The 23,850-nt window shown below is 41.6% G+C and carries 18 protein-coding genes; 7 read left to right on the top strand and 11 right to left on the bottom strand.

The annotated features are described in order from the left end of the window. Window position 1 precedes the first annotated feature (1 nt). The 3 genes from DS2_RS19590 to DS2_RS02585 all read right to left on the bottom strand — a co-directional run bounded on the left by DS2_RS19590 (window position 2) and on the right by DS2_RS02585 (window position 3,043). Entirely contained in the window at window positions 2–784 is a 783-nt protein-coding gene (locus tag DS2_RS19590) for an EboA domain-containing protein (RefSeq protein WP_051479549.1), read from the bottom strand. 12 nt (window positions 785–796) lie between these two features. Next, the gene (locus DS2_RS02590) at window positions 797–1,693 is read right to left on the bottom strand and encodes a UbiA family prenyltransferase (RefSeq protein WP_160168534.1); all 897 of its coding nucleotides are present in this window, start codon (window positions 1,691–1,693) and stop codon (window positions 797–799) included. A 177-nt stretch (window positions 1,694–1,870) separates the two neighbouring features. Then, a complete protein-coding gene (locus tag DS2_RS02585; RefSeq protein ID WP_035013082.1) occupies window positions 1,871–3,043 on the bottom strand; it encodes a 3-dehydroquinate synthase in 1,173 nt (390 codons plus the stop codon). Window positions 3,044–3,764: 721 nt separating this feature from the next. Here DS2_RS02585 and DS2_RS02580 point away from each other — a divergent pair. The 4 genes from DS2_RS02580 to DS2_RS02565 all read left to right on the top strand — a co-directional run bounded on the left by DS2_RS02580 (window position 3,765) and on the right by DS2_RS02565 (window position 13,069). Next, window positions 3,765–10,331, top strand: a complete 6,567-nt coding sequence (locus DS2_RS02580) for a starch-binding protein (protein ID WP_035013081.1) — start codon at window positions 3,765–3,767, stop codon at window positions 10,329–10,331. A 15-nt stretch (window positions 10,332–10,346) separates the two neighbouring features. Further along, window positions 10,347–11,675: a DUF1552 domain-containing protein gene (locus tag DS2_RS02575; protein ID WP_035013080.1), complete on the top strand. Its 1,329-nt coding sequence runs from the start codon at window positions 10,347–10,349 to the stop codon at window positions 11,673–11,675. Between the two features lie 253 nt (window positions 11,676–11,928). Beyond that, window positions 11,929–12,252 carry a hypothetical protein gene (locus DS2_RS02570; protein ID WP_035013079.1) on the top strand — a complete coding sequence of 108 codons (324 nt, stop codon included), beginning with the start codon at window positions 11,929–11,931 and terminating at the stop codon, window positions 12,250–12,252. Window positions 12,253–12,388: 136 nt separating this feature from the next. Then, complete coding sequence (locus tag DS2_RS02565; protein WP_081754165.1) at window positions 12,389–13,069, top strand: phosphoglycolate phosphatase; 681 nt, start codon at window positions 12,389–12,391, stop codon at window positions 13,067–13,069. Window positions 13,070–13,099: 30 nt separating this feature from the next. Here the strand turns inward: DS2_RS02565 and DS2_RS02560 are convergent, their stop codons facing one another. From DS2_RS02560 to DS2_RS02550, 3 genes are all read right to left on the bottom strand, one after another. Next, window positions 13,100–14,164, bottom strand: a complete 1,065-nt coding sequence (locus DS2_RS02560) for a peptidase M42 (RefSeq protein WP_035013078.1) — start codon at window positions 14,162–14,164, stop codon at window positions 13,100–13,102. A gap of 107 nt (window positions 14,165–14,271) precedes the next feature. After that, entirely contained in the window at window positions 14,272–16,749 is a 2,478-nt protein-coding gene (locus DS2_RS02555; protein WP_035013077.1) for a ThuA domain-containing protein, read from the bottom strand. 142 nt (window positions 16,750–16,891) lie between these two features. After that, complete coding sequence (locus tag DS2_RS02550) at window positions 16,892–17,785, bottom strand: LysR family transcriptional regulator (RefSeq protein ID WP_035013076.1); 894 nt, start codon at window positions 17,783–17,785, stop codon at window positions 16,892–16,894. Between the two features lie 128 nt (window positions 17,786–17,913). On the opposite strand from DS2_RS02550, the gene DS2_RS02545 reads away from it, so the two are divergent. Beyond that, entirely contained in the window at window positions 17,914–18,543 is a 630-nt protein-coding gene (locus DS2_RS02545) for a glutathione S-transferase family protein (RefSeq protein WP_035013075.1), read from the top strand. A 22-nt stretch (window positions 18,544–18,565) separates the two neighbouring features. After that, the gene (locus tag DS2_RS02540; RefSeq protein WP_160168533.1) at window positions 18,566–19,621 is read left to right on the top strand and encodes a pyridoxamine 5'-phosphate oxidase family protein; all 1,056 of its coding nucleotides are present in this window, start codon (window positions 18,566–18,568) and stop codon (window positions 19,619–19,621) included. 10 nt (window positions 19,622–19,631) lie between these two features. Here the strand turns inward: DS2_RS02540 and DS2_RS02535 are convergent, their stop codons facing one another. From DS2_RS02535 to DS2_RS02525, 3 genes are read right to left on the bottom strand one after another with little or no spacing between them, the layout of a single operon-like run. Beyond that, window positions 19,632–19,967, bottom strand: coding sequence for a zinc ribbon domain-containing protein YjdM (locus DS2_RS02535; protein ID WP_035013073.1), 336 nt, complete (start codon window positions 19,965–19,967; stop codon window positions 19,632–19,634). Between the two features lie 20 nt (window positions 19,968–19,987). Continuing rightward, the gene (locus tag DS2_RS02530) at window positions 19,988–20,242 is read right to left on the bottom strand and encodes a Txe/YoeB family addiction module toxin (protein WP_035013072.1); all 255 of its coding nucleotides are present in this window, start codon (window positions 20,240–20,242) and stop codon (window positions 19,988–19,990) included. Next, window positions 20,239–20,493, bottom strand: a complete 255-nt coding sequence (locus DS2_RS02525) for a type II toxin-antitoxin system Phd/YefM family antitoxin (protein ID WP_035013071.1) — start codon at window positions 20,491–20,493, stop codon at window positions 20,239–20,241. The genes DS2_RS02530 and DS2_RS02525 overlap by 4 nt, the downstream gene beginning before the upstream one ends. Window positions 20,494–20,640: 147 nt before the next feature. On the opposite strand from DS2_RS02525, the gene DS2_RS02520 reads away from it, so the two are divergent. Then, complete coding sequence (locus DS2_RS02520) at window positions 20,641–20,958, top strand: hypothetical protein (protein ID WP_035013165.1); 318 nt, start codon at window positions 20,641–20,643, stop codon at window positions 20,956–20,958. A 299-nt stretch (window positions 20,959–21,257) separates the two neighbouring features. Here DS2_RS02520 and argH read toward each other — a convergent pair whose 3' ends face one another. Together argH and DS2_RS02510 are read right to left on the bottom strand one after the other, a co-directional pair. Then, window positions 21,258–22,622, bottom strand: coding sequence for an argininosuccinate lyase (gene argH / locus DS2_RS02515; protein ID WP_035013070.1), 1,365 nt, complete (start codon window positions 22,620–22,622; stop codon window positions 21,258–21,260). Continuing rightward, a complete protein-coding gene (locus DS2_RS02510) occupies window positions 22,622–23,845 on the bottom strand; it encodes an argininosuccinate synthase (protein WP_035013069.1) in 1,224 nt (407 codons plus the stop codon). Before DS2_RS02510 ends, argH begins: the two co-directional genes overlap by 1 nt. Between the last annotated feature and the right edge of the window lie 5 nt (window positions 23,846–23,850).

Below are 23,850 nucleotides of genomic sequence, written 5' to 3'. Positions count from 1 at the left end.
TTTATCCTTTTATTTGTTCGAGTAACTCGGCGTTCTGTTTGCCAAGTAACTGCGTTATTTGTTGTTTGTGCTCAACACTCATTTGATAAAAGTGTTGGGTGTAGCGCTCCAGCTCGCCTAAATGATGGTCGTGTAAATTATTCAGTTGAATAGCCAACCATATTGACGCTGGTGGGGTTCTGTCTGCCAACGCTTGTTCAATAACATAAGCAAAACACATGTTTGAAAGTTCAGCGTTTTGCCGTGCATCCAAAGCGACAACTTGATCTATTTCCAACCCCATAAACAAGGCTTTTAAGACCAACTGATTGAAATTTAGTTCAGGAAAAAACTCTGCTGGATATGGGTTACGCAGCGCAAGCGCACTAAACTCAACAGTCGTATTACAACGACTTGCTTTGATCGCGGTTTGTACTGCTTGGCCATTTGGGTCGATAAAATTTAACCCTTTAAGCAGAGCGGTTTTTTCACTTTGATCGCCAAATTGATAGTAACTCTTCACTAAATAAGCAATATCTGGGCAGGTTTTTGCCACCTGCACCAATAACAATAAACGTATGGTTTCAGCAAAATCAAAATGGGCAAATGCTTGGTCTGCACCTTCAAGTGATTGGTCGGGTACCGAGCGTTTAACTCCTGCCGAAATATTTAATAATTCGTCGAGTTGTTTCTCTGGATCGGATTCAACTAAACTTTGTTTTGCTGATAATAGCCAATCTATTTGAGCTTGCGTTAAATGTTGCTCAACCCATTGTTGTAATTGGATTATTTTTTGAGATTGCATGCTAACCACCCATCAGGTCATATAAAGTTTTTGCGCGAGCATACGACATGGAAACAGTAACACTAGGAGCATTAGCGCAATTGAATAATGCCCAGCCATAGCTACAAGCATAGCATCAAATGGGATGACTGCGATTATCATCCACTTTATCGTCAGCTGAATTTGTTTCGGGGTAAAATTGGTTGTTAACAACACAAAACGCTGCAATAAAAATAACGCTGCAACGGTTAATAAAATCCATGAAAGCAAACTTGGCCAGCCAGTTAATTGAAAAACTGACCAATGCAAATAAACCAATGGCAAATACGCTAAGCCTAATAATAACTCAACCATTATTAACGTATCTTTATTGCTTGCATGGGTTTCTTGTTTGCTTAAAAAAGTGACCGCTGTGATGTAAAAGAAAATAGGACTGGCAACTAGCAGCGCAAAAATAAGGTCAAATTGCTCTGTGGTAACAGTAACGAAGCTGGCGCCCAATAACCAGTTGAATAAGCGGCAACTGCCCATGGTAAAAGCCCCAAGTAAGCCTTGTTTAAATACTGCGTTGTACAAAACAATACTTAGGGTTAAACATACACCCAACACTAAGCTTGTTAAGTTATTCGGATTGAATAAATAACATGCAACTAGCGCAATACAAAATAGGACCGACACTATTTTTTGAGCGCGCACTAAAGAAATTTGCCCACTTGGTAATGGCCGAAATGGCCGCTCTTGTGCATCTTCAGCAAAATCTAAACAATCGTTTAGCGCCATGCCCGCATAATAAAAGCACATGCTAGCAACAACTAAATACAACAATTGCCAAGTTAACTGCCCACCACTAACAATAGCTGCCGCCGCGACAATATTGGTCACAGCAGTTATGCCATTTGGCGCACGAATTAACTGTAAATATGCTTTCAACTTACGATTTCCAAATAAATTTATCCTAAACCACATACATAATTAGCTTATCCAAAGTAGTTGGCGTCGCAGCTAGGCGGCAAATAAACTCGACCTTGGGAGCTTAGGCCACTAAGTGACTAAGGCGAGTTTATGCAGCCAACAACGCTGTGGCGTCAAATACGAAGGATAAGGATACTATGCGACTTCGGTCCAGTTGAGATACTCCTGCAACTGCAACGCTTGAATTGCATCCTGCATAACGGAAATATCTATTTCTCTAACCTCAAAACCACTACCAATTTGTGACAATAAAGTAATGCACAAACGCCCACCTAAATGTTCTTTAAATTCATTTAGCGCTTGTTTAACGTCTAATTGATAAATGGCTGGATGGGTTAATTCAAATCCTAGGGTTTCTAATAAAATTAAAATTTGTGCCAGTTCATTCTGTTGAATGTAGCCCATTAAGTGTGAATAAATACTGTCTAACGCAATACCAATCGCAACCGCTTCACCATGGCGTAAACTGTTGTTAGAAATTTCTTCTAGTTTATGCGCAGACCAATGGCCAAAATCAAGTGGACGTGCCGAGCCAAATTCAAATGCATCACCGCTAGTGGCAATATGATGTAAATGCCATTTGGCCCCTTTGTAAATCATGCTTTCCATTGCGGTTTGTTCAAATTTAGCCAGCGCATCTTTGTCACTATATAGCTCATAGAAAAAAGCACGGTCTTTAATTAATGCAACTTTAATCGCTTCGGCTATGCCGGCACGTTTATCGCGCGCTTCCAAAGTATCAAGCAAATCGTGATCATTAATCACGGCAAATGGCGGGACAAATGTACCTAAATAATTTTTTCGTTTGTTATAGTTAATGGCGTTTTTCACACCAACTGCCGCATCGTTTTGAGCCAGCACTGTGGTCGGCATTCTAATTAAACGAATACCGCGGTGCGCAGTTGCGGCGGCATAGCCTACAGCGTCAGTTACGGCGCCACCACCAATCACTAAAATGTAGGAATGTCTGTCTATTGCATGTTTTTCAACCGCTGAATAAATGGTGTCTAAAACTTGCGTATCATTTTTACAAGCTTCTCCACCAGCAATTTGAATGGCAGGCAAACAATCTAATTTATGATGCTGCATGTACTGATAAATTTGCGGTGCTAGCTGTGGCTGTTTTGCGACAACTTGCTCATCAATCACAGGCAAGATTTTTGGCTGCTCGTCGCGGTTATCAATTAATTCAGACAGGGAACTGTTGTCTAACGCAAAACTGTTGCGCAAAAACAGAACTGGATATTGATACTGCACAGTAAAACTCTGTTGGATGGTTTTATGCTGCAATCGACTAAAATCTGACATACAGACCCCGCTTTTTTTAAATGTCGAACAAATGTTAATGCCGAGTTAACTATACGGCTTTTTCATACTGTTTAAAAACAAGTCAATAGATTGCAACTTATGAATACGTATTCATAAAAATCATCTATTGAATACGTATGCACTTGTTGTCTATCGAGTTTTTGCCTAGCTCCCCATCTGGAAGCATAAAACATATCCATTTGATTTATAAGGAAATATAAACATCCCAAACCAAAATTGTCAACAATAAAACAAAATTAACTACCTTAAAAATTAAATTTTTAACGTCAATAAATTTAAACCTAACTCAAAGATCGTTAATACTCTCACCGCTCGATATAAATTAAGTATAAAAATACAATTTTACATTCAAACAAAAAATCACTCAATAGAATTAGCACAAGCTCGAAAGTTAAAAGTATTAAATCATTGATAATAAATGGCATTTACCCTATGACACTCATGTAGATTTACAGTTATAAATATCCAATTGACTAAACAAAGCAGCTAGATGTGAGCTGTCAACATGTAAACTTAAAGTTAACAAGAACTCAAGTTCGAATCATTTTATTACACTTTGGTTACATAGTCAGCGGTTTAGGGCTGTGTTAATTTTTGTTATGAACAGTGCGCCAGTTTGAACAAAAATGACGCTTTGTTCAGCTACGGACCCCTAGGGCTAGTGAGACAAGGGTACTTACACACAAAATGAGGTGGATATATGCACACAACAAAGGATAGAGGGCGCAGTAAACGCGCCTTACACTACTGTTTGTTGCCGGTGTTAAGCGTTTCAGCCATAAGCTGCACACTCAGCTTTGAAACCGAAGCCGCGGTAACAAACACCTCCATTTGTTATGACAATAACAATGGTTACAACAACCCTAAAGTACACATGTGGAATTCAGCACCCGCCGGTGCAATAAACAATACCAATTGGCCAGGACAAACACTCACTGCCGAAGGCAACTTTGTTTGTTACGACCCGGGCGTTGCAGTTGATTCGCTAAACGTTATTTTTAATGACAATGGCAACCCACAAACTGCCGACTTAGTTATGCCAGCAGGTGCAACTTGTTATCAAAACAACCAATGGCGCAGCCTTGCTGATTGTGGGTTAATTTCAGTTGAACAACCAACTGTAACGGCAAGTAATATCTGTTATGACAACTCAGCGAATTTTGCTAACCCAACAGTGTATTTATGGAATGGACAACCTCAAGGCGCATTCACCAATTTAGGCTGGCCAGGTGAAGCATTAACCGCCACAGGCAATGTGCATTGTTACGACACCCAAGCTGATTTAACGTCAATCAGCGTTATATTTAATGACAATGGCGCAAATCAAACTGGCGACTTAGCGGCAACTTGGCCTAATGTTTGTTATCAAAACAATCAATGGACAACGTTAGAGGCTTGTGGATTAAACGTCGATACTGGTCCAGAGCCAGCCTACAACTACCCTCAAGGCAAAGCCATATATTTCATAAACACCAACAACTTTGCCCAACCAACAGCGCACACCTGGGATTTTTTACCAGCTGGCAGTTGGCCGAATTCAAACTGGCCAGGTCATGCACTTGAAGACTTTGGTGGATTTAACGCGTGGTTATTAGATATTCCTGAAGATGTTGTGTCGGGTAAAGTCATATTCACTGATAATGGCGCCAACCAAACCGCTGATTTAGATTTCACAGGTGATAACCTGTGTTACAACAATGGTGTTTGGATGACAGCTAGCGCTTGTGGTATTCCAACTCAAACCACTGCTGACGCGGGTCCTGACAGAAAAGCCAACCAAGACAGTAAACTTGCTTTAACTGTAGTTGCCGGCAATGGTGATTTAGCTGCAACAACTTGGCAAAGTGACGCTTGGTCTGGTTCGTTAATGGGTGAAACTGTTGTAACCCCTGAGCTAACTGTGCAAGGTGTTTACACTGTAACCATGACACTCGCAAGCGGTGCAACCGACACTTTCCAACTAGAAGTAGTCGCAGCAACTCAAGCTTTACCTGAGCGTCCACAGTTGCTCAAACCTCATAACTTCCCACTATCAGGTAGTGTTTCATCTGGCAACTATACCTATGAATCTGCATTCCCAGCGTTAGATGGTTATTTTGCATCACCTGTACATGTAACCAACGATGGGGTAAATGATCTAATCTATGTAGTGGACAAAAAAGGTACATTATCCGTTTTTGCCAATGACCCTAATGTAACGCAAGCACAAGTGACCACCCTATTGGATATCACAGGCGAAGTGCGTGATTACCATGAACAAGGCATGCTATCTGTTGCTTTCCATCCAAATTTCGCAACAAACGGTTACGCCTATATTTTCTACATTGAAGGTAACAACGATAACGAAAGTGACAATGGTGTATTTGGTGATGCTGTACTTGAGCGAATTACCTTAAACGATACAACCTTGCCAACCGCTGCGAGTGACAGAGTAGAAATTTTACGTATCCCGCAACCTGGGCCAGATCATAAAGGCGGTATGATGCAATTCCACCCGTCGACTGGTGAATTTTTCTTAAGTATTGGTGACGGTGCCTATGGTGACACGGCAATTACGCCAACTCAGCCAGATCCTCGTACCAATAACAGCTCACAACAAACCAATAACTTACGAGGTTCATTTATCCGCATTATTATGCGTGATACACCAAATGCACAAGGTTTGTACTATGACATACCTAATGACAACCCATTTGTAAACGACCCGAATGTACGTGACGAGATTTGGTCATACGGCCACAGAAATCCATGGCGTTGGGCGTTTGATACAGTTTTACCTTACACATTGTGGGAAACTGAAATCGGTCAACAAGGCTTTGAAGAAGTTAATATCATCCAAGCAGGCAACAACTACGGATGGCCTATCTGTGAAGGTAACATTCACAGAGGCAGCGATGGTGGTGATGCTAACTTTAGCCGCGACTGTACTAATGACTTAACCGGCCCTGTAGGCGGATATGATCACAACACAGGTTCAGTGTCTATCATAGGTGGTTTTGTTTACCGAGGTAGCCAACTGCCAGGGTTAACTGGTCGTTTTATCTATGGTGACTATGTTAGTAAAAAAATGTGGTCTGCCGCCGAGGGCGACACTGATGTGTTAGTCAGTGATGCGTTCCCAAGCAACATCTCATCATTTGGTACAGACGTAAGTGGTGAAGAAGTATTTATCAGCTCACACGGTGAAGAATACGGCGGTTTATCATCAATTTACCGCATGGTAGACAGTGATGTACAAGCTGCTGTTATTCCTGCGACCTTATCTGCAACAGGCCTCTTTGCTGACTTAGCGAGCCTTACACCAATGCATGGCGTCATTGAATACGATGTAAACTCTGATGGTTGGTTTGATGGTTTAATCGCGCGCCACTTTGTTGCTATTCCTAATGGGGAAACCATTAACTTTGATGCCAACAATGTGTGGGATTTACCGGTTGGAACAGTACTGGTTAAACATCTAGACCGTCCAATGAATGCCACTGATTCAGCACCATATCAAACCTCAGTGTTATTCCGCCAAAGCGCTGGCAACTGGGCTGCGGCAAACTACTACTGGAATGCACAAGGTACAGATGCTGATTTGGTTTACCAAGCTTTTGAAGAAACGGTTGAACAATTTTACGATCAAGCGCCAAGTTTAGTACAACATAGAGTGCGTTCTGGTGCTGAATGTTCTTCTTGTCACATTGGCACAGGTAGTAAAGATCCACTGGCAATTGATACTAAACAGTTGAATAAAACTTTTGATTACCAGGGTATGGTTGCTAATCAGTTAGATAGCTTCAACCAAGTAGGTATTTTCAACCAAAATATCGGTTTTGCGGCTAACTTAGCAGAATTACCAGATCCAACTGACAACAGTAAATCGATTGAACAACGAGCGCGTGCTTATCTAGATACTAACTGTTCTCACTGTCATGGTGGCGGTTTTATGGATATGAACTATGAAACTGACATAAAAGACATGGAGATTATGAACATCAAACGTGGTGCGGTTTACCGTATGTTGCCGTTTGATCATAGCGTCAGTATTGTCCATACCTATCAAGCAGACGATGCCAACCGTATGCCTAAAGGCAGCTTAATCACCAACCCGCTAGCAAGTACATTAATTGCAGATTGGATTGATGGTGTAGGCGCAAGCCAAACAGCCATGCAAGTAACTGCAGATGCAAGTTCAGTCGGCATAGGTGCAAGTACCACGGTTTCAGCCATGGCATTGTACGACAATGGCTTTGAAATGGTGCCAACTGCGGGTGTTACTTGGTCAAGCAGTGATACTTCGGTTGCCAGTGTGTCTGGTACAACAGGTCAAGCGACAGTACAAGGTGTGAATAGTGGTTCTGCGACTATTACCGCTAGCAGTGGTGGTTACAGCGGCAATATTGTGATTAATGTAGAAACAGGCCCTGATGCACCAACAAATTTAACCGCAACTGCCGCGTCAGATAGCAGCATTAACTTATCTTGGAGTGATGTCGCAACAAACGAAGTTAGCTATCAAGTTAGCCGCGCAACTTCAGCTAATGGACCATTCACACTCGTTTCAACTCTAGGCGCTAATGCAACTGGCATGACAGATTCTGGTTTGGCAGCTTCAACTGTCTACTATTATCAAGTTGTAGCAACAGGCACATCAGTTGATTCAGCACCAGCAAGCGTAAATGCACAAACACAAGATCCAGCTCCTATTGATGGTTTAACTATAGTTGCACCAGCAAATGTACAATTAATCAGCGGTGAAAGTCGTCAACTGGTCGCTGTTGCAAATGCTGGTGATGAAACCATGTCTGCAACCCTAAGCTCTAGCTGGACAAGTGCAGATAACAATATTGTATCTGTTTCTAACTCAGGTTTGTTAAGTGCAGGTTCTACAGCGGGTGTTACGACCATCACTGTAACTAACCAAGGTATCAGCACAAATATTCAAGTTGAAAACCTAGGTGTTGCTCAATACATCTACTTCAATACACCTGCCAATTGGACTAACCCAACGGCGTATATTTGGAGCAATGAAAACGGTGCGTTAACGACACGCTCAGCTGCTTGGCCTGGCTCTGCAGTGACGCAAACTGCAGATAACTTAGGCGGCACTTGGCAGAAAGTGTTAATTCCGGTGAACTGGGCAAATAGCAATGGTGATATCAATATTATCTTTAACAATGCAGGCGCAAACCAAACTGCAGACTTATCAGTGAATATTGCAAACCCAAGCTATTACGACCAAGGCTGGTTAGCACAAGTACCGACAGGTGATGGCAGCGAAGCTGGCACACAAATCCAAATTGGTAACGGTGTTGTTACTTTATCTGGCAGTTCAGACTTAACTGGTAAATTATTCCCAGTTGGCACAGTGTTAGATGTAACAGCAGATGAAGCTGGTACAGGCTTAAAGTTTAAACAATGGGAAGGCTCAGGTGCGGCATACTTAGTTGACGCTAAAGCTGCAAACACTCAAATAGTTGTCGCTGATGCACTATCCTTCACACTACTAGCAGTATTCGGCCCTGCAACAGATGACCACTTAGTTGGCCGCAGCTACTACAACGACCAAGGTTGTGCTGGTTGTCATGGTGCAGATGGAACAGGCTCTCCTTCACTATTGGGTTTGAGTACTCAATATACATTGAGCGAGTTAACTGACTACATCCAAAACAACATGCCAATTGGTAATCCAGGCATGTGTAGTGGTGAATGTGCAAGCACGACAGCCGCTATGATTTTAGATGAAGCTTTCACTCCACCGTCGAATGTATGTAACGCAGATGATTTAACCGACGTTGTGCCACAAGACAGAAGCTATCGTTTATTATCAACACTTGAGTACAACAACTCAGTGCGCGATTTACTTGGCCTTGCCAACGACGTTGACGTGACCACAGGTAATGTACCGGCAGACATTCCAGCGAATGGCTTTAAAACCAACGCCAATACCATCTTTACCAATGACTATGCTAAAGGTTATGTGCTAGCCGCTGAAGCTGCTGCATCTATGGTGACAGATATGTACAACCTAACTTCAGGTTGTAATAACATTAACTGTTTCTTAGATGATTTTGCTAAGCGTGCATTTAGACGCCCGTTAACGACAACAGAAAAAACGTCATTAACAGGTGTATACAACGACCAAGGTCAATTAGCGCTATTAAGCACTATTTTATCTTCACCAGCCATGTTGTATCGCTCTGAAGTAGGTGAAGTAAATACTGATGGTTACTTCGAACTAACTGATTACGAAGTAGCGACCTTACTTGCATACACTTATTGGGCTACCACACCTGATAGCTGGTTGATGAGTAAAGCTGACAATGGTGAGCTCAGCACACCAAATCAAATTGCCACAACCTTAACAAGCATGTTGCAAGACGCTAAAGCAGAAGTTGCATTTGAACGCTTTATCGCAGGCTGGTTGAACTTGGACAGAGAAATCAAAACAGTGGAGTTATCTGACAGCTTAAAAGCCGATATGCGCCAAGAAACCATAGAGTTTGTTAAGCGAATTGTATTTGGTGGCGGCGAATATTCAGAGCTACTCACTGCAAAATACAGCTATATGTCAGAACAACTTGCTGCACATTATGGTTTTGCATGGCCGGGCGGTTCAGGTTGGCAACGTGTTGATTACACAGCAGCAGAAAGCAATGGCGAACGTTCTGGTTTATTAGGCCACGCAAGCATACTTGCCATTCAATCAGCATCGGAAAAAACCCACCCAGTAAAACGTGGTTTATTCGTGCGTAAAAACTTAATGTGTCAGGACTTCCCACCACCGCCAATTGGTGCTGAGTTAAAACCTCAAGAAGATCCAACACTAACAGTGCGTGAGCGTTTCGAACATGCGCATTTACAAGATGGTTGTGAATCATGTCACCAATTTATTGATGGTATAGGCTTTGGTTTTGAAAACTACAATGCCTTTGGTCAATACGTGACAACTGAAACAACCGATGCGGGTGAAGTTAAACAAATCAACGCCGCTGGTTATATTGGCAGCTTAACCTCAGCTGAAACCTTCTTATCAGCAAGCGAGCCAGTAGTTAACTACCAAGGCATAGACGAGTTAGCGCAATTAGTTGCTGATAGTGCGCATGGTAAGTCTTGTTATGCACGTCAATGGTTTAGATATTCACGCGGTTTACATGAAGAGTCTGACGATAACTGTACCTTGCAAGCCTTTGGCAACAACTTTAAGTCGTCAAGCAGTGCAAACTTGTTAGATTTAATGGTTGAGTTTACTCAAACCAAAAACTTCACTCTGCGTAAATAATTGAGGTAGATGAATATGAATATCTTAAAAAACAAAATGCAACGCCGTGATTTTTTACGCACTATGGCAAAAGCCGGTCTAACGACCGCTTTTGCTAGCCAATTTGCTTTTTCATCCAAAGCCTTTGCGGCTGCGGGTGACGCAAAGCGCTTTATCATGGTGTTTTACCCAAATGGTTGTGTCCGCGATAGCTGGCACAACTACACCACAGGGCCGCTCAATGCCAATAGCTTTGATGCCAGTCCACTGGCGCCACTTGGGAAACATTGGGACAAAATGTTACCTATTAAAAACTTAACATTAGCGGGTCATGGCGGTAGTACAGGCCATCCTGAAGCATGTCGTGGTGTGTTTTCAGGTGGTCAGTCTTACGCCCCTACTTTTGACACTAGCATTGGCGAAAGCTTGGGCGGACAACTGACCAACAATATGCATGTTGGCTGTTTTTCATCAAAAGCTATAAGCACCGACTATATGCCCTTTACCGATAAAAACGGCAATAAAGTTTTAGTGCCAGATGATCCACAGTTAATTTACGATAACTTGCTTGCAGATGTTGTTGGGCAACCAACTGGCGACCCATCGCCAGAAACTTTACGCCGTCGCCGCGTATTAGAATCTTTGCATGAAAACTTAGACTTATTACAAGCCAATAGTTTAAATGTACAACAACAAGGTAAATTAATGCAGCATGAAGAAGCGCTTAACTTTTACCAAAACACCTTAACCAATAGTTTAAATGTCGGTAATGGTAGTTACTCGCGTCCGACAATTGGCATGACAGATAACGATGCTGATGCTGAGTTAATTGCACAAGAGCAAATGCGTAACATTGCAATGGCGTTTGAAGCCAACATTACCCGAACAGCAACCTTTCAATTTATGGGCGCACAAGATGAATCCGTGCGAATTAATTTTGAAAGTATACGAGAACGAATGGGTGAATTTGGTATAGAACCTAAATTGTATTGGAACGAAACACGTAGCCATGTCAGTTCGCATAATGAGTCAGATTTATTTACGACGCAAACATTCTGGTACAACCTAATGATCAGCCAGTTAATCGATGAATTGGCAGCACGCCCTGACAATGCTTATGGCGGCACCTTAATCGACAATACTTTGATTTTAGTTATGTCTGAAGTGGGTGGTGGTAATCACCAAATGGACAACCCAGGCACTTATGTTGCTGGCGGCGCAGGCGGTGCAATTCGTACTGGTAATGCGATTGACGCTGGCGGCGCGGGTATGTCGAATCTATTTTGGGATATATCCAACGCCTTTGGTTTAGGTTGGGGGAATTATGGTAATAGCTTTGGGGGCATAAACGGCTTCCAAATTTAGTTAGTTTTATGTTGTGTGAGCGCAAAGCCGCCTATTGAAAAATAGGTGGCTTTTTTGTTTTAGGCGCAGTAATAAAAATGTCAGATAGAAGTCTGTTGGAATGCTAATTTTCTGAAACTTCAATAGATAGGGATATCTTTTGTGAGCGGCCAGGGACTGGCGAAAAGCGTTTTTAGAAAATTATGCTTCCAATGGGCTTTGGTGCACTAACCTTTCAGCGCTGAGAAATCGTGCCAAAGAAGTCAGCAAGTAAATGGAGTATTCCTCGCAAAAACGCTTCAAGGTCGTCCTGACTCGCTCGCACAAAACATCCATGTTTTGTGAAGTTTTGCTCGCAACACATCCATTCTCCCGCCTTAACATTTTTACTGCTGGTGGAATGTTTATTCGCAATTCCCATCCCTACCAAGCTCATTTTTCACAGCAAAAACAACAGCAACAAGATTGCCAGATTGAAGTCTGTTGGGATGCTAATTTTCTAAAACTTCAAAAGGCATGGATGCCTTTTGCGAGCGGCCATGGATTGGCGAACAGCGATTTTAGAAAATTATTCTCCCAATGGACTTTAGTGCACTAACCTTTTAGCGCTGAGAAATCGTGGTATAGAAGTCTGCAGGAAAATTATGCTTCAAACGGGCTTGATTGCACATTACTCGCAGCACCAGCACCTACATGCTAAAATGCCGTCAATTCTGAGCAAAGATAAAACACAAATGCAAAATATCAGCACATTACTATTCGATTTAGACGGCACATTAGTCGACAGCGCACCTGACTTGGCCGCAGCAGTAAACCAAACATTAACCCAATTAAACCTAAACACTTATAGCGAACAACAAATTCGCACCTGGGTTGGTAATGGCGCTAAAGTACTGATTGAGCGCGCTTTATCTGGTAGCCAACAAATAGATCCGAACTTAGACACAGCCTTAGCAAATGATGCGCTGACACTGTTTTTAAACAACTACCAAGAAAACGTCTGTGTGCATTCAAAACTGTACCAAGGTGTCGCACCAACATTAGCTAAACTAAAAGACACAGGCTACACCTTAGCGATAGTCACCAATAAACCAGAAAAGTTTATTCAGCCAATTTTAGAAAAATTACAAATTGCAGAGTTTTTTGCAGCAAGCCTTGGTGGCGACAGCTTGCCAGAGAAAAAACCGTCTCCTCAACCACTACTGCACATATGCCAACAACTGAATGCCAAGGTTGAAAACACCATAATGATAGGTGATTCACACAATGATATTCTGGCAGCTAAAGCTGCGAATATGCAAAGCATAGGCTTAACTTATGGTTATAACTATGGCGAAGACATCAACAAACATAAACCAGAATGGGTGTTTGAAAATTTTGCGGATATAGCGGAGCTGTTATTAAAATCAGAATAAATCAGCAACAAATTAATACTTTTGGCTTGGCTAAGCATGCTCACTACGACACAAAGCCATCAATACTCGAATAAAATCTTTCACTGAACTGATAGACGCTGTTTCTTCCATTGTGTGATAACCCGTGGTTGGGATTTGAATCGTCGTGCCTGTCACTTTGCCGTTCGATGCGCTTATAATACGTCCAAGCTCGGTACTACCATAAGACTGCTGTTCACCACCAGCTTGAGCGGCTTCTTCGTTTTTCAAGCGCACGTATTCATCTTTAAAAATAACGCTAATACCTAACTCACTACAAATAGTTGCAACACGTTCAGTAGCGCCTTTGGCAAATTCAGCATTGGCGTCTTTATTGCGTAATACTAGTTGTTGGTCATCCGCGGTTTTTCGGTCTGGAAATGGTGAGGTATCTACCACATATAATTGATTGTTCTGTGCGCCGAATCGTCTAAACCATTCAAGTAAATAACGCCAGCTTTTGCCCGCCTCTTCTTGCGCGGTAAAAAATACCGTACCCTGAAAACCCAAACTAAATAAATGCACCAATACAGCCGCAGATATCACATTATCTAGCTGTGCAGATAAATAGTTTTCATTGATGGCTAATTTGTCAGAAAAGGCCACTGGTGTACCAGCAACTAAGTGCTCTAAACCTTCAACTTCAAAAATTAGATTGTTTCTGTGCTCGCAGGTATAACTGCCTTTAATCACACCTGCACCACGGTAAGCGCCTGACCAAGGCTCGTAAGCGTACACTGGCGTTTGGGTAAAACGCCCAGCGACTTTTTTCACTAAAGCTTCAGATACAGAGTTACCCAATAAATCTGAACGACTACCGGCGACAAATGCTGCAAATTGAAATTCATTCGGGCCTGTACACACCAAACCATGGCGATCTATATGCGCAGAAAAATAGCCTGATTGTGGCTGATTGCCTTGTGCAACTAACAAACCTTCGTACCAAGTTACCTTAGCACCTCGGCTTTCTAATTCACGTTGCAAAACGCGGTAAAAAGCGTGCTCAGAGCCGACCACACAAGGCTCGCGCACCAATATTTTTAGTAGGTCAATAAAATCAGCAAAATGTAGGTTCATTAGGGTAACCTCGGCAGTCAAAATTTAACTGCCTTATACGCTTATTAGCTATAATTACAAAGCTTTTTTGCAGATTTTTTACCCAATAAGATTTCAGTAACTCCGAGCTATTCTGCCAATGACAAAATATATTCGGCAATCAGCTCACGTGTATCTTGTGGTAAAAAGTCATGTGGTGGCATTTGATGCTCGCCCCACTGCCCTGAGCTACCTTTAGCAATAACCTCAGCTATCTTATTTTTACCTTCTTCCACTTGACTGTATTTATTCGCGACCTGCATAAAACTTGGGCCAACTGAAGTTTGTTTTTCTTGATGACAGCCAATACATCGGTTTTCTTTCGCGGCGTCTTTACCTTCACTGATTGCTACTTGAGTTTGATGATCAACCACCTTATCAGACTGCGGTTCAACTTCTTGCTCTTTGCCTACACTCAATTTAGCGATAATTTGTTCAATTGGCGCATGGTTAAAATCAAAGAAACTTAATTTAGCTTCAGGCGATTCTTCTGGCCACCATTTCACACCATATTCAAGAACCCATAAACGGCCTTTTGCATCTATTTGCATATCCAATAGTCCAGCAAATTCGACATGCTCAGCAAAATTGTCAATTTTTACCACTCGGTCAAATTTATCCAAAGTTACAACTTTTAACCAATGGCGCATAAAGTCGCCAATAAAGAGTTTTCTCTCAAAGTATTTTGGGTAGGCATAACCGTCACCAGAAGGGTAAATACCAGCGACTAGAGAGTTACGTCCGCCTTGGCCCAATTCAGGAAATTCCGCTGATGGCGCATACGGGTAATATAAAACAGCGGGTTGTGCTTGCGGCAACTCGGTTAGACCAGTGTTACGCGGAGAGAAGTTCTGCGGTGCCAATGGGTTAAATAATTTGCCCGTTTTCTTTTGCGCATAATCGTACATTCGATACGGTAGATTATTTGCTATCATAGTTGGCCAACCAAAGTTACCCGGCTCGGTCACTTTATTAATTTCACAATAACCACGTGGACCAAACTCATCACTGTCTTTACGCGCATCAGGCCCTATATCCGCAAAATAAATCGTATCTGATTGTGGGTCGACTGCCATTGTATATGGGTTACGTGTGCCCATTACGTATATTTCAGCTCGGCCTTTGCTGCTATCGGCAAATAAATTACCTTGCGGAATAGTATAACCACCTTGTTTATTAGGGGTAATACGTAAAATTTTACCGCGTAAGTCTTGAGTATTAGCTGAAGTTCGCAGCGCATCATGATGTGCTCTGTCTGCAACATTACTGATAGGCCCTGTGCCATTTGATTCAAACGGGTTGGTATTGTCACCTATGGTGATAAATAAGTTGCCGTGGCGATCAAACTCTAAATTACCACCTGTATGGCAGCAGGTATCATCCATTGGAATATCTAACAGTACTTGTTCGCTCGCCATATCGAGCTTTTTATCCACTACTTTAACTTGGGAAATGCGTTGAATTAAATCGTGCTGTTTTGATGCATCAACCAAATCATACATTAAATAAACCAGTTGATTTTGCTCAAATTTAGGGTCGAATATGGCCGACAAAAAACCAAACTCGCTGCGTTTATGCTCTTTGGCAAATAAGTCTAACTCAACCATGATATGTCTTTCACCAGACTCGATATCCACCCATAACAGCTTGCCACGACGCTGTGTGATCAAAGCTGTCGTTAAATCAGGTGACAAGGAAAAACTAACCGGCTCAACTAAATTATCGGTTACAACTTTTTGTTCAAACCTGCGCATGTCCGGCTTAGCTTTGGAGTAATCTAATGGTTTACGTTGGGCTAGTGCATAATCTAAGCCGCCAGACAGGTGTTCTAAATAAAGCGGGTGTTGATAAACAGCTTTAGTATGGCCAATACCGGTATAAAAGACGCGACCACCGTCAAATTCATGATACCAAGCTAATGGATGGTAAAACCCTTGTTTGCCCTGTTGATAGCTGCTTTCATCCAGTACCAACAAATCTTTACGCCTGTCAGATAGGTCTTTGAAGTCGTACCATTCATCAGCGATTAAAAACTCTGCTGGTAAATTTTGTGTTGCTGGGTGTGCATCGTTGACAACCTTAATACGTGCTTGTTGTACGTTCGATGGGTCATCTGGGTGTGACAAAAATACCCCACCTATCATGCGACGGTACCAATACCAATCACCTTTGTGTTCAGTATCGGTTGCTGAATGAATACCTACAAAACCGCCACCTGCTTGTATGTATCTTTCGAACGCTAATTGGCCGTCATCATCCAACACATCTCCAGTGGTATTGACAAATACAACTGCCGCCATTTTGGCTAATTGCTCATCGTTAAAAACACTGGCATCTTCGGTAGCAATAACTTTTAAACCTTTGTCTTTTGCAAGTTTACTCACAGTGGCAACGCCAGTTTCAATTGAGTCGTGCCGCCACCCTGTCGTTTTTGAGTAAATTAAAATTGTGTCTAGCTGATTTGTTATGGTTTTTTCGGCTGGTGTTTTTTTGCTGTCTTGGCTACAAGCAGTTAACAAACCTACGGTGAGTATAAAAAATATAGTTTTTGTTTTAATAAATTTCATCTTAATGTCAACAAAATACAAGTAATATAGTCTAATTTACAACATTTATTAAACAAATAAATCTAACAAACTCGTTGAGCACTAGGACAAATTCAGCGTGAGCTAGCACCTGTTGCTCATTCGTGGACAAATCTTGTTCAGTTTAGTTATCAACACCAAATTTTTCCTGCATAAAATCTAAAAAACAGCGCAATTTTAAAGGCACATATTTTCGATGCGGGTATAGCACATACAAGTTAAACTCATCGATGACATAGTTGCTGAATAACCTCACAAGCTTGCCGGCTATGATATATTCATCAGTCACGTTTTGTGTAACCAAAGCAATGCCGTTGCCGGCTGCAGCCATTTCTGCCAAAGCTTTTGGGCTATTGGAAGAAAACCGAGCATTCACTTGAACAATGGTTTTTTGCCCCGCGCTATCAGTAAAAGGCCACTGATTAGCAATGGATAAATTTTTATCGACTAAACACGCATGCTCAACAAGTTTTTCTGGTGCTGCAGGCTCACCAAACTGGTTTAAATACCAAGGGGAAGCACAGACAACTAAATGACAGGTGTTAATGCGTTTCGCAATTAAACTAGAATCTTGCACCGAACCAACCCGAATGCGCGCATCAATGCCCTCTTCAACCATATCAACCGCTCTATTGGATGCGATAAGATCAACTGAAAGATCTGGGTAGCGTGCTAAAAATTCGCCCAGAACGGGTGAAAGTTTTACATCGGCAAATGTATGAGGTGCGCTGATTCTGAGTTTACCCGATGGGTTAGATTGCCCAATGCGAACGTCATCCAACATTTGTTGATACATGCCAAGCATTTGTATTGCATGGGCATAATATTGCTGCCCAGCTGACGTAAGTGATATTCGCCGGGTAGTACGGTTAAACAACCTTACCTTTAATTGAGCTTCAATTTCACCGACATATTTACTCACTAGAGCTTTGGAAAAGCCCAAACGCTCACTTGCGGCAGTAAAAGAGCCAGTTTCAACCACAGCGACTACGGCCTGCATTCCGTCTAATCTATCCACATATCCCTCAGATCATTGTTCACGATTTATTGACAATAAATCAATAATACACACGTTTATCAATAAATTGAATTGGATAACAATACATCCAAGCAATTAATCAAACCAACACTAAACAGGTGAACAAAATGAACAATCTAAAATTATACGGATTTGAGCTATCAGGACATTCACACCGCGCGAGTGTGTTTTTATCTTTATTAGGCTTAAAAGCAAAAATTATTCAGGTTGATTTAGCCAGCGGTGAACACAAACAAGCTGACTTTTTAGCCAAAAATAGTTTTGGTCAAGTACCAGTGCTAGAGGATAACGGGCAGTTTATTGCAGATTCAAACGCTATCTTGCTGTATTTAGCAACCACTTACGACCCTAGCCGCCAGTGGTATCCTGAAAGCCCACAGCAACAGGCTGAAATTCAACGATTTTTATCAACTGCTGCTGGCCCAGTTGCGTTTGGTCCTGCGCGTGCACGCATAAAACATGTGTTCAATCACGAGCTAGACTTAGTGCAAGCACATCAGGTAAGTGAGCAAATTTTAACGGCTTTAAACGCCCACCTAGCCAAGCGAGATTGGTTAGCTGCTAAGCATGCGACCATAGCTGATGTTGCCAATTATTCATATATTGCACACGCGCCAGAAGGCGGTATAGACCTAAACCTGTACCCAAATGTGCAAGCTTGGTTGAATCGTTTTGAACAATTACCTGGGTTTGTCGCTATGCCAAAAACCTATGTCGCACTGCAAACAAAACTTTAACGCTTATCAAAGGGTAATTGTTATGAATGAGCAAAACAGTGCTTTTCATGCGGGCGAGCAAAAGCTGCACCAACAACTTGGTATCAGTCGAAAAATGGAAAAGATTGGTAACCAATATATACGTAACTTTATGCCAGAACAGCACCAAAGCTTTTATCAACAATTACCCTTTATTTGGCTAGGATTTGTGGATAAACACAAGCAACCTTGGGCAACCGCACTATTTAATACACAAGATCAATTGGTTACCATCAAAAATGATAAAGAATTAGCCATAACATTTGACTCACAGTTGCAAGATAACAAATTCCAACCATCGAATGCTTTCAGTGATATTGCTTTGTTGGGCATCGAACCTTGGACAAGGCGGCGCAACCGTTTGTCAGTATCGATATCTCACTGGACAAATACAGCCATAGAACTCAAAGTAAAACAATCGTTCGGCAATTGTCCTAAATACATTCAAGCTCGCCAAATGAATGCTCGCATTAATCGTTCTGTGGGGTTTACACAAAGCACACGCATAGAGCAGTTAAACGCTCAGCAAACAGGATTGATAGAGCAAGCGGACACATTTTATATTGCGAGTTTTTATCAGGGAGCGGATATTTCACATAGAGGTGGCTTAGCAGGATTTGTTAAAGTTGAAGGCAATCGCATATTGTTTCCAGACTATTCTGGCAATCAATTTTTTAATACGCTTGGCAATATTCAGCAAAACGGTTTGGCCGGACTGACATTCATAGAGCATAACAATGGCCATATGCTGCAACTGACAGGCCAGGCAAAAATAATAACTAAACATCCATTGCTAGCACACTTTAAAGGCGCATTACGATTTGTCCAGTTTGATATCAGCCATGGGTATTGGACTGAACATGCTTGGCCTTATACATTTGTCGAGGGTGAACAATCGCCGCATTTAAATCAAACAGGAACTTGGCAGCAAGCGCGACAAAATTTGACTGCAGCTACCAACAATATGCACAATCAATTGAAACTATCACCTTCGCAACAAGTGCAACAAATGTTCAAAGCAGGTTTGCAAGAATCAACAAAATACACCCAGCGCAAATAGCTGTACTCACTTAAGCTTTTTTGACGAATTTAGCTGTGATAAACATATCCGATGCACCTGTTACTTTGCAATCTAACTGGTGATCCGCTTTATCGTGAATACGGCGAATAACCGCTTTAGTGCCAATTTTCAGTACTTGCGAACTACCTTTAATTTTTAAATCTTTCACAAAGGTAACTTTGTCGCCTTCGGCTAACTGTGTGCCATTTACATCACACACATTGAGTTCATTTTCATCCGCTAAATCCTGAGCATTCCATTCATGTGCGCATTCAGGGCAGATAAATAAAGACTGGTCTTGATAAACAAATTCAGATTGGCAATGTGGGCAAGGTGGACAACTCATAATTACAACTTAACAGAAATTTAATAGTGGTAACGGCATTGTACAATAATTAGCGCAGAGTCTGTTACTTTGTAAACTAACCTATGCTCTTTGTCTATTCGCCTTGACCAGTAGCCTGACCAATTATGTTTTAAAGGTTCAGGATCGCCAATACCGACATATGGCTGACGACATATATCCTTTATTAATGTGTTAATCCGTTTTAGTGTTTTTTTATCTACACCCTGCCAGTATAGGTAATCTTGCCACGCAGTCTCAGCCCACGAGATTATCATTCCTCAATCAATCCTTGATTCACAACCATGCCAGCTTCAACTTCTGCAATGGCTTTATTTAATCGTTCGGCATTTTTTGGGCTCGCCATCAAATAAGCGGTTTCTTCATAAGCATGAAAATCTTCTAAACTCATGACCACTGCTGGCTTACCATTCTGACGGGTGATCAAAACTGGTTTATGGTCGTCATTCACTTTGTCTAAAGTGCCTGCTAATTGATTGCGAAATGCAGAATAACTCATTGCATCCATAGTCGTCTCCTAATTAAAACGTACAAGTCATTGTACTTGCACTTATCATTGTACGCAATTTCATTATTGCGCAAAAAAGTAGTAAATTTGGTAAAAATTAAATACAGATATACACTTGTAAGATATGTACATATTTTAGGCAAAAAAGTGACTAAAAAACTAACTATATTGGTGCGTGTTGAACCTGGATGTTTAGGCCCCACTGGCAAAGATTATGTTGAAGACTTTTGCACTTTTGCCAACCCAGTGTTTAGCAGAATTAGAGAGCAAGCACTAAATTGGCAGCTTGTGCCAAGATATGACAAGTCGCTTGATGAAGTAGAACTGCAACTTGAAGGGCGTAAATTAACCCCTGAACAAGCAGAGAAATATTTATCTATGTTAGATACCTCTTTTACTGAAATCTCTGAAGATATAGGTAACAAATTGAGTATTTGCATTGATAAATTTTTCGAAGCTCATTGATTAAAAAACTCAAAGCATTCTTGAGTCTATTAAGAACTAATTTAAACACATAGCTATACAACAAAGCATGCCTAGCTATATCCATGCGTCCCTGTAACACTCACACAATTCCTAGTGAATTAGGGTTCGCCGATTGTCAATTTTGGACATTATTCAAATTTAATAAATTATTTTAGAGCTAAATCAATATAAATTGCGAGTATCGCTATTTATATTGATTTAGCTCTAGGGATAAAAACAAAAAAGCTGCCATCTCAGGCAGCTTTTTAGAGAAAAATCTAGAAAAGCGTTTTTAAAACTTACTTTTTGTACGCAGCCAATGCAGCTTTAACTTGTTCTTTCGACGTACCGCCTTTAGCAACACGTTTTTCTAAACAAGCTTCAATCGTTAGATGTTGGTATACATCGTCTTCAATTTGGTCACTGAAAGTTTTTAACTCCGCAATTGGCATATCTTCTAGTGGTTTGTTCGCAGCAATTGCACCAACCACAGCACGGCCCACTATGTGGTGCGCTTCGCGGAATGGAATGCCTTTAGCAACTAAATAATCAGCCAATTCGGTTGCATTTGAGTAACCTTGTTGCGCAGCTTGGTAAGTACGCTCTTTGTTTACTTTAATGCTTTCGATACACAAAATGGCCATTTTTAAACAAATGCTCCAAGTGTCGACTGTATCGAATAAACCTTCTTTATCCTCTTGCATATCTTTGTTGTATGCCAAAGGTAAAGCTTTCATAGTCACCATCATGCCGGTTAATGAACCAACCACACGACCCGCTTTACCACGGATAAGCTCCATCGCATCTGGGTTTTTCTTTTGTGGCATTAACGATGAACCAGAGGTTACTTCGTCGCCCATTTCTAAGAAACCAGCTTCACCTGTATTGTAGAAGATAATGTCTTCTGCCATACGCGATAAATGCACAGATGAAATAGACGCAACTGATAATAACTCTAATACGTGGTCACGATCTGATACTGAATCTAAGCTGTTGCGTGTCGCACGAGCAAAACCTAAGTCTTGTGCTAAAGCTTCACGGTCAATTGCGTATGCTGTACCTGCTAATGCGCCACAACCTAATGGTGATGCATTCATTAGCTCTAATGCATTAGCTAAACGCTGCTTGTCGCGCTCGAACATTTCTACATAAGCTAAACACCAGTGTGCAAAAGTTACTGGCTGTGCACGCTGTAAATGGGTATAACCCGGTAATACAGTGTCTTGCTCACGCTCAGCTAAAGTGACTAACGCGTCAATTAACGCAGCTAATAATTCAGATAACTCTTCACCTTGTTTGCGACACCAAAGTTTTAGGTCGGTTGCTACTTGGTCATTACGGCTACGACCTGTGTGCAATTTTTTACCTAAATCGCCCACTGCATCAATTAGTTTGCCTTCAACCCAGCTGTGAATATCTTCCGCGTCAGACTGCAAAATAACTTTTGGATCAGCTTGCACTTCGGCTAATAACGCATTGAGTGCAGCTTCTAACTTTTGCTGTTCATCAGCAGTCAGTACGTTAACCGAAGCTAACGCACGTGACCAAGCGACCGAACCAATAATGTCTTGTTCAGCCATACGGTAATCTACTGGCAAAGAGTCGTTAAACTCTTTAAATAAATCACTTGTTTGACCGGTAAAACGGCCGCCCCAAAGTCCCATTATTTACCTGCCTTTTTCTCTAGTTCGTTTAACGCTTTAATACGGCTAGATAAGCTGAATAATCGGATGAAACCTTCTGCATCTTTTTGGTTGTAAACTTCGTCTTCACCAAAAGTTGAGAATTCTTCATTGTACAAGCTGTTTGGTGTACGACGTTGAATCACTGTTGCGTGACCTTTGTATAAACGGATAACAATATCACCTGTGATGTCTTCAGCAAAAGAAGCACCTGCAGCTAATAATGATTTAGACAATTGAGTAAACCAACGGCCATCATAAATTACGTGAGAGAACTCTAAACCAACTTGCTCACGGAATTTAAGCGCGTTTTTATCTAAAATCATGCACTCAAGCGCTTTGTACGCTTTCATTAATACAGTACCGCCTGGTGTTTCGTAACAACCACGAGACTTCATACCCACTAAACGGTTTTCAACTATGTCGATACGGCCAACACCGTGTGCTGCTGCTTTTTCGTTTAAGTACATTAAAGCATTGTAAGGTGATAATTCTTTACCATCTACTGCAACTAACTCACCTTTATCGAAAGAAAGCTGAATAGTTTCAGACTCGTCAGGTGCATCCATAGGATCAACTGTCATAGTCCAAATGCCTTTTGACGGCTCGTTCCATGGATCTTCAATTTCACCACCTTCGTGTGAAATGTGCCATGCGTTTGCGTCGCGGCTGTAGATTTTAGTTAATGAAGCTGAACACGGAATGTTGCGCTCTGCTAAGTAGTTTAATAGGTCTTCACGTGAACGCATTGACCACTCACGCCATGGCGCGATTACTTTTAAGTGTGGTGCTAATGCAGCAAAACAAGACTCAAAGCGTACTTGGTCATTACCTTTACCAGTACAACCATGACATACAGCGTCTGCACCTACTTTTAACGCAACTTCAACGTGCGCTTTAGCAATTACAGGGCGCGCCATAGACGTACCTAATAAGTATTCACCTTCGTATACCGCACCGGTTTTAACAATTGGGTAAATGTAGTCTTTTACAAACTCTTCTTTCAAGTCAACTACATGGCACTCAGAAGCACCTGAAGCAATTGCTTTTTCTTGAATACCTTCTAATTCTTCTTCGCCTTGTCCAACATCAGCGCAGAAAGCAACAACTTCACAACCGTTGTACGTTTCTTTTAACCAAGGAATGATAGCCGAAGTGTCTAGGCCACCGCTGTAGGCCAATACAACCTTTTTAATATCTGACATTTAAA

The sequence above is a fragment of the Catenovulum agarivorans DS-2 genome, from assembly GCF_000568405.1.
Taxonomy (GTDB): domain Bacteria; phylum Pseudomonadota; class Gammaproteobacteria; order Enterobacterales; family Alteromonadaceae; genus Catenovulum; species Catenovulum agarivorans_A.
Note: the sequence above shows the minus strand (reverse complement) of the source record. Positions and strands in the feature narration are given on the sequence as shown.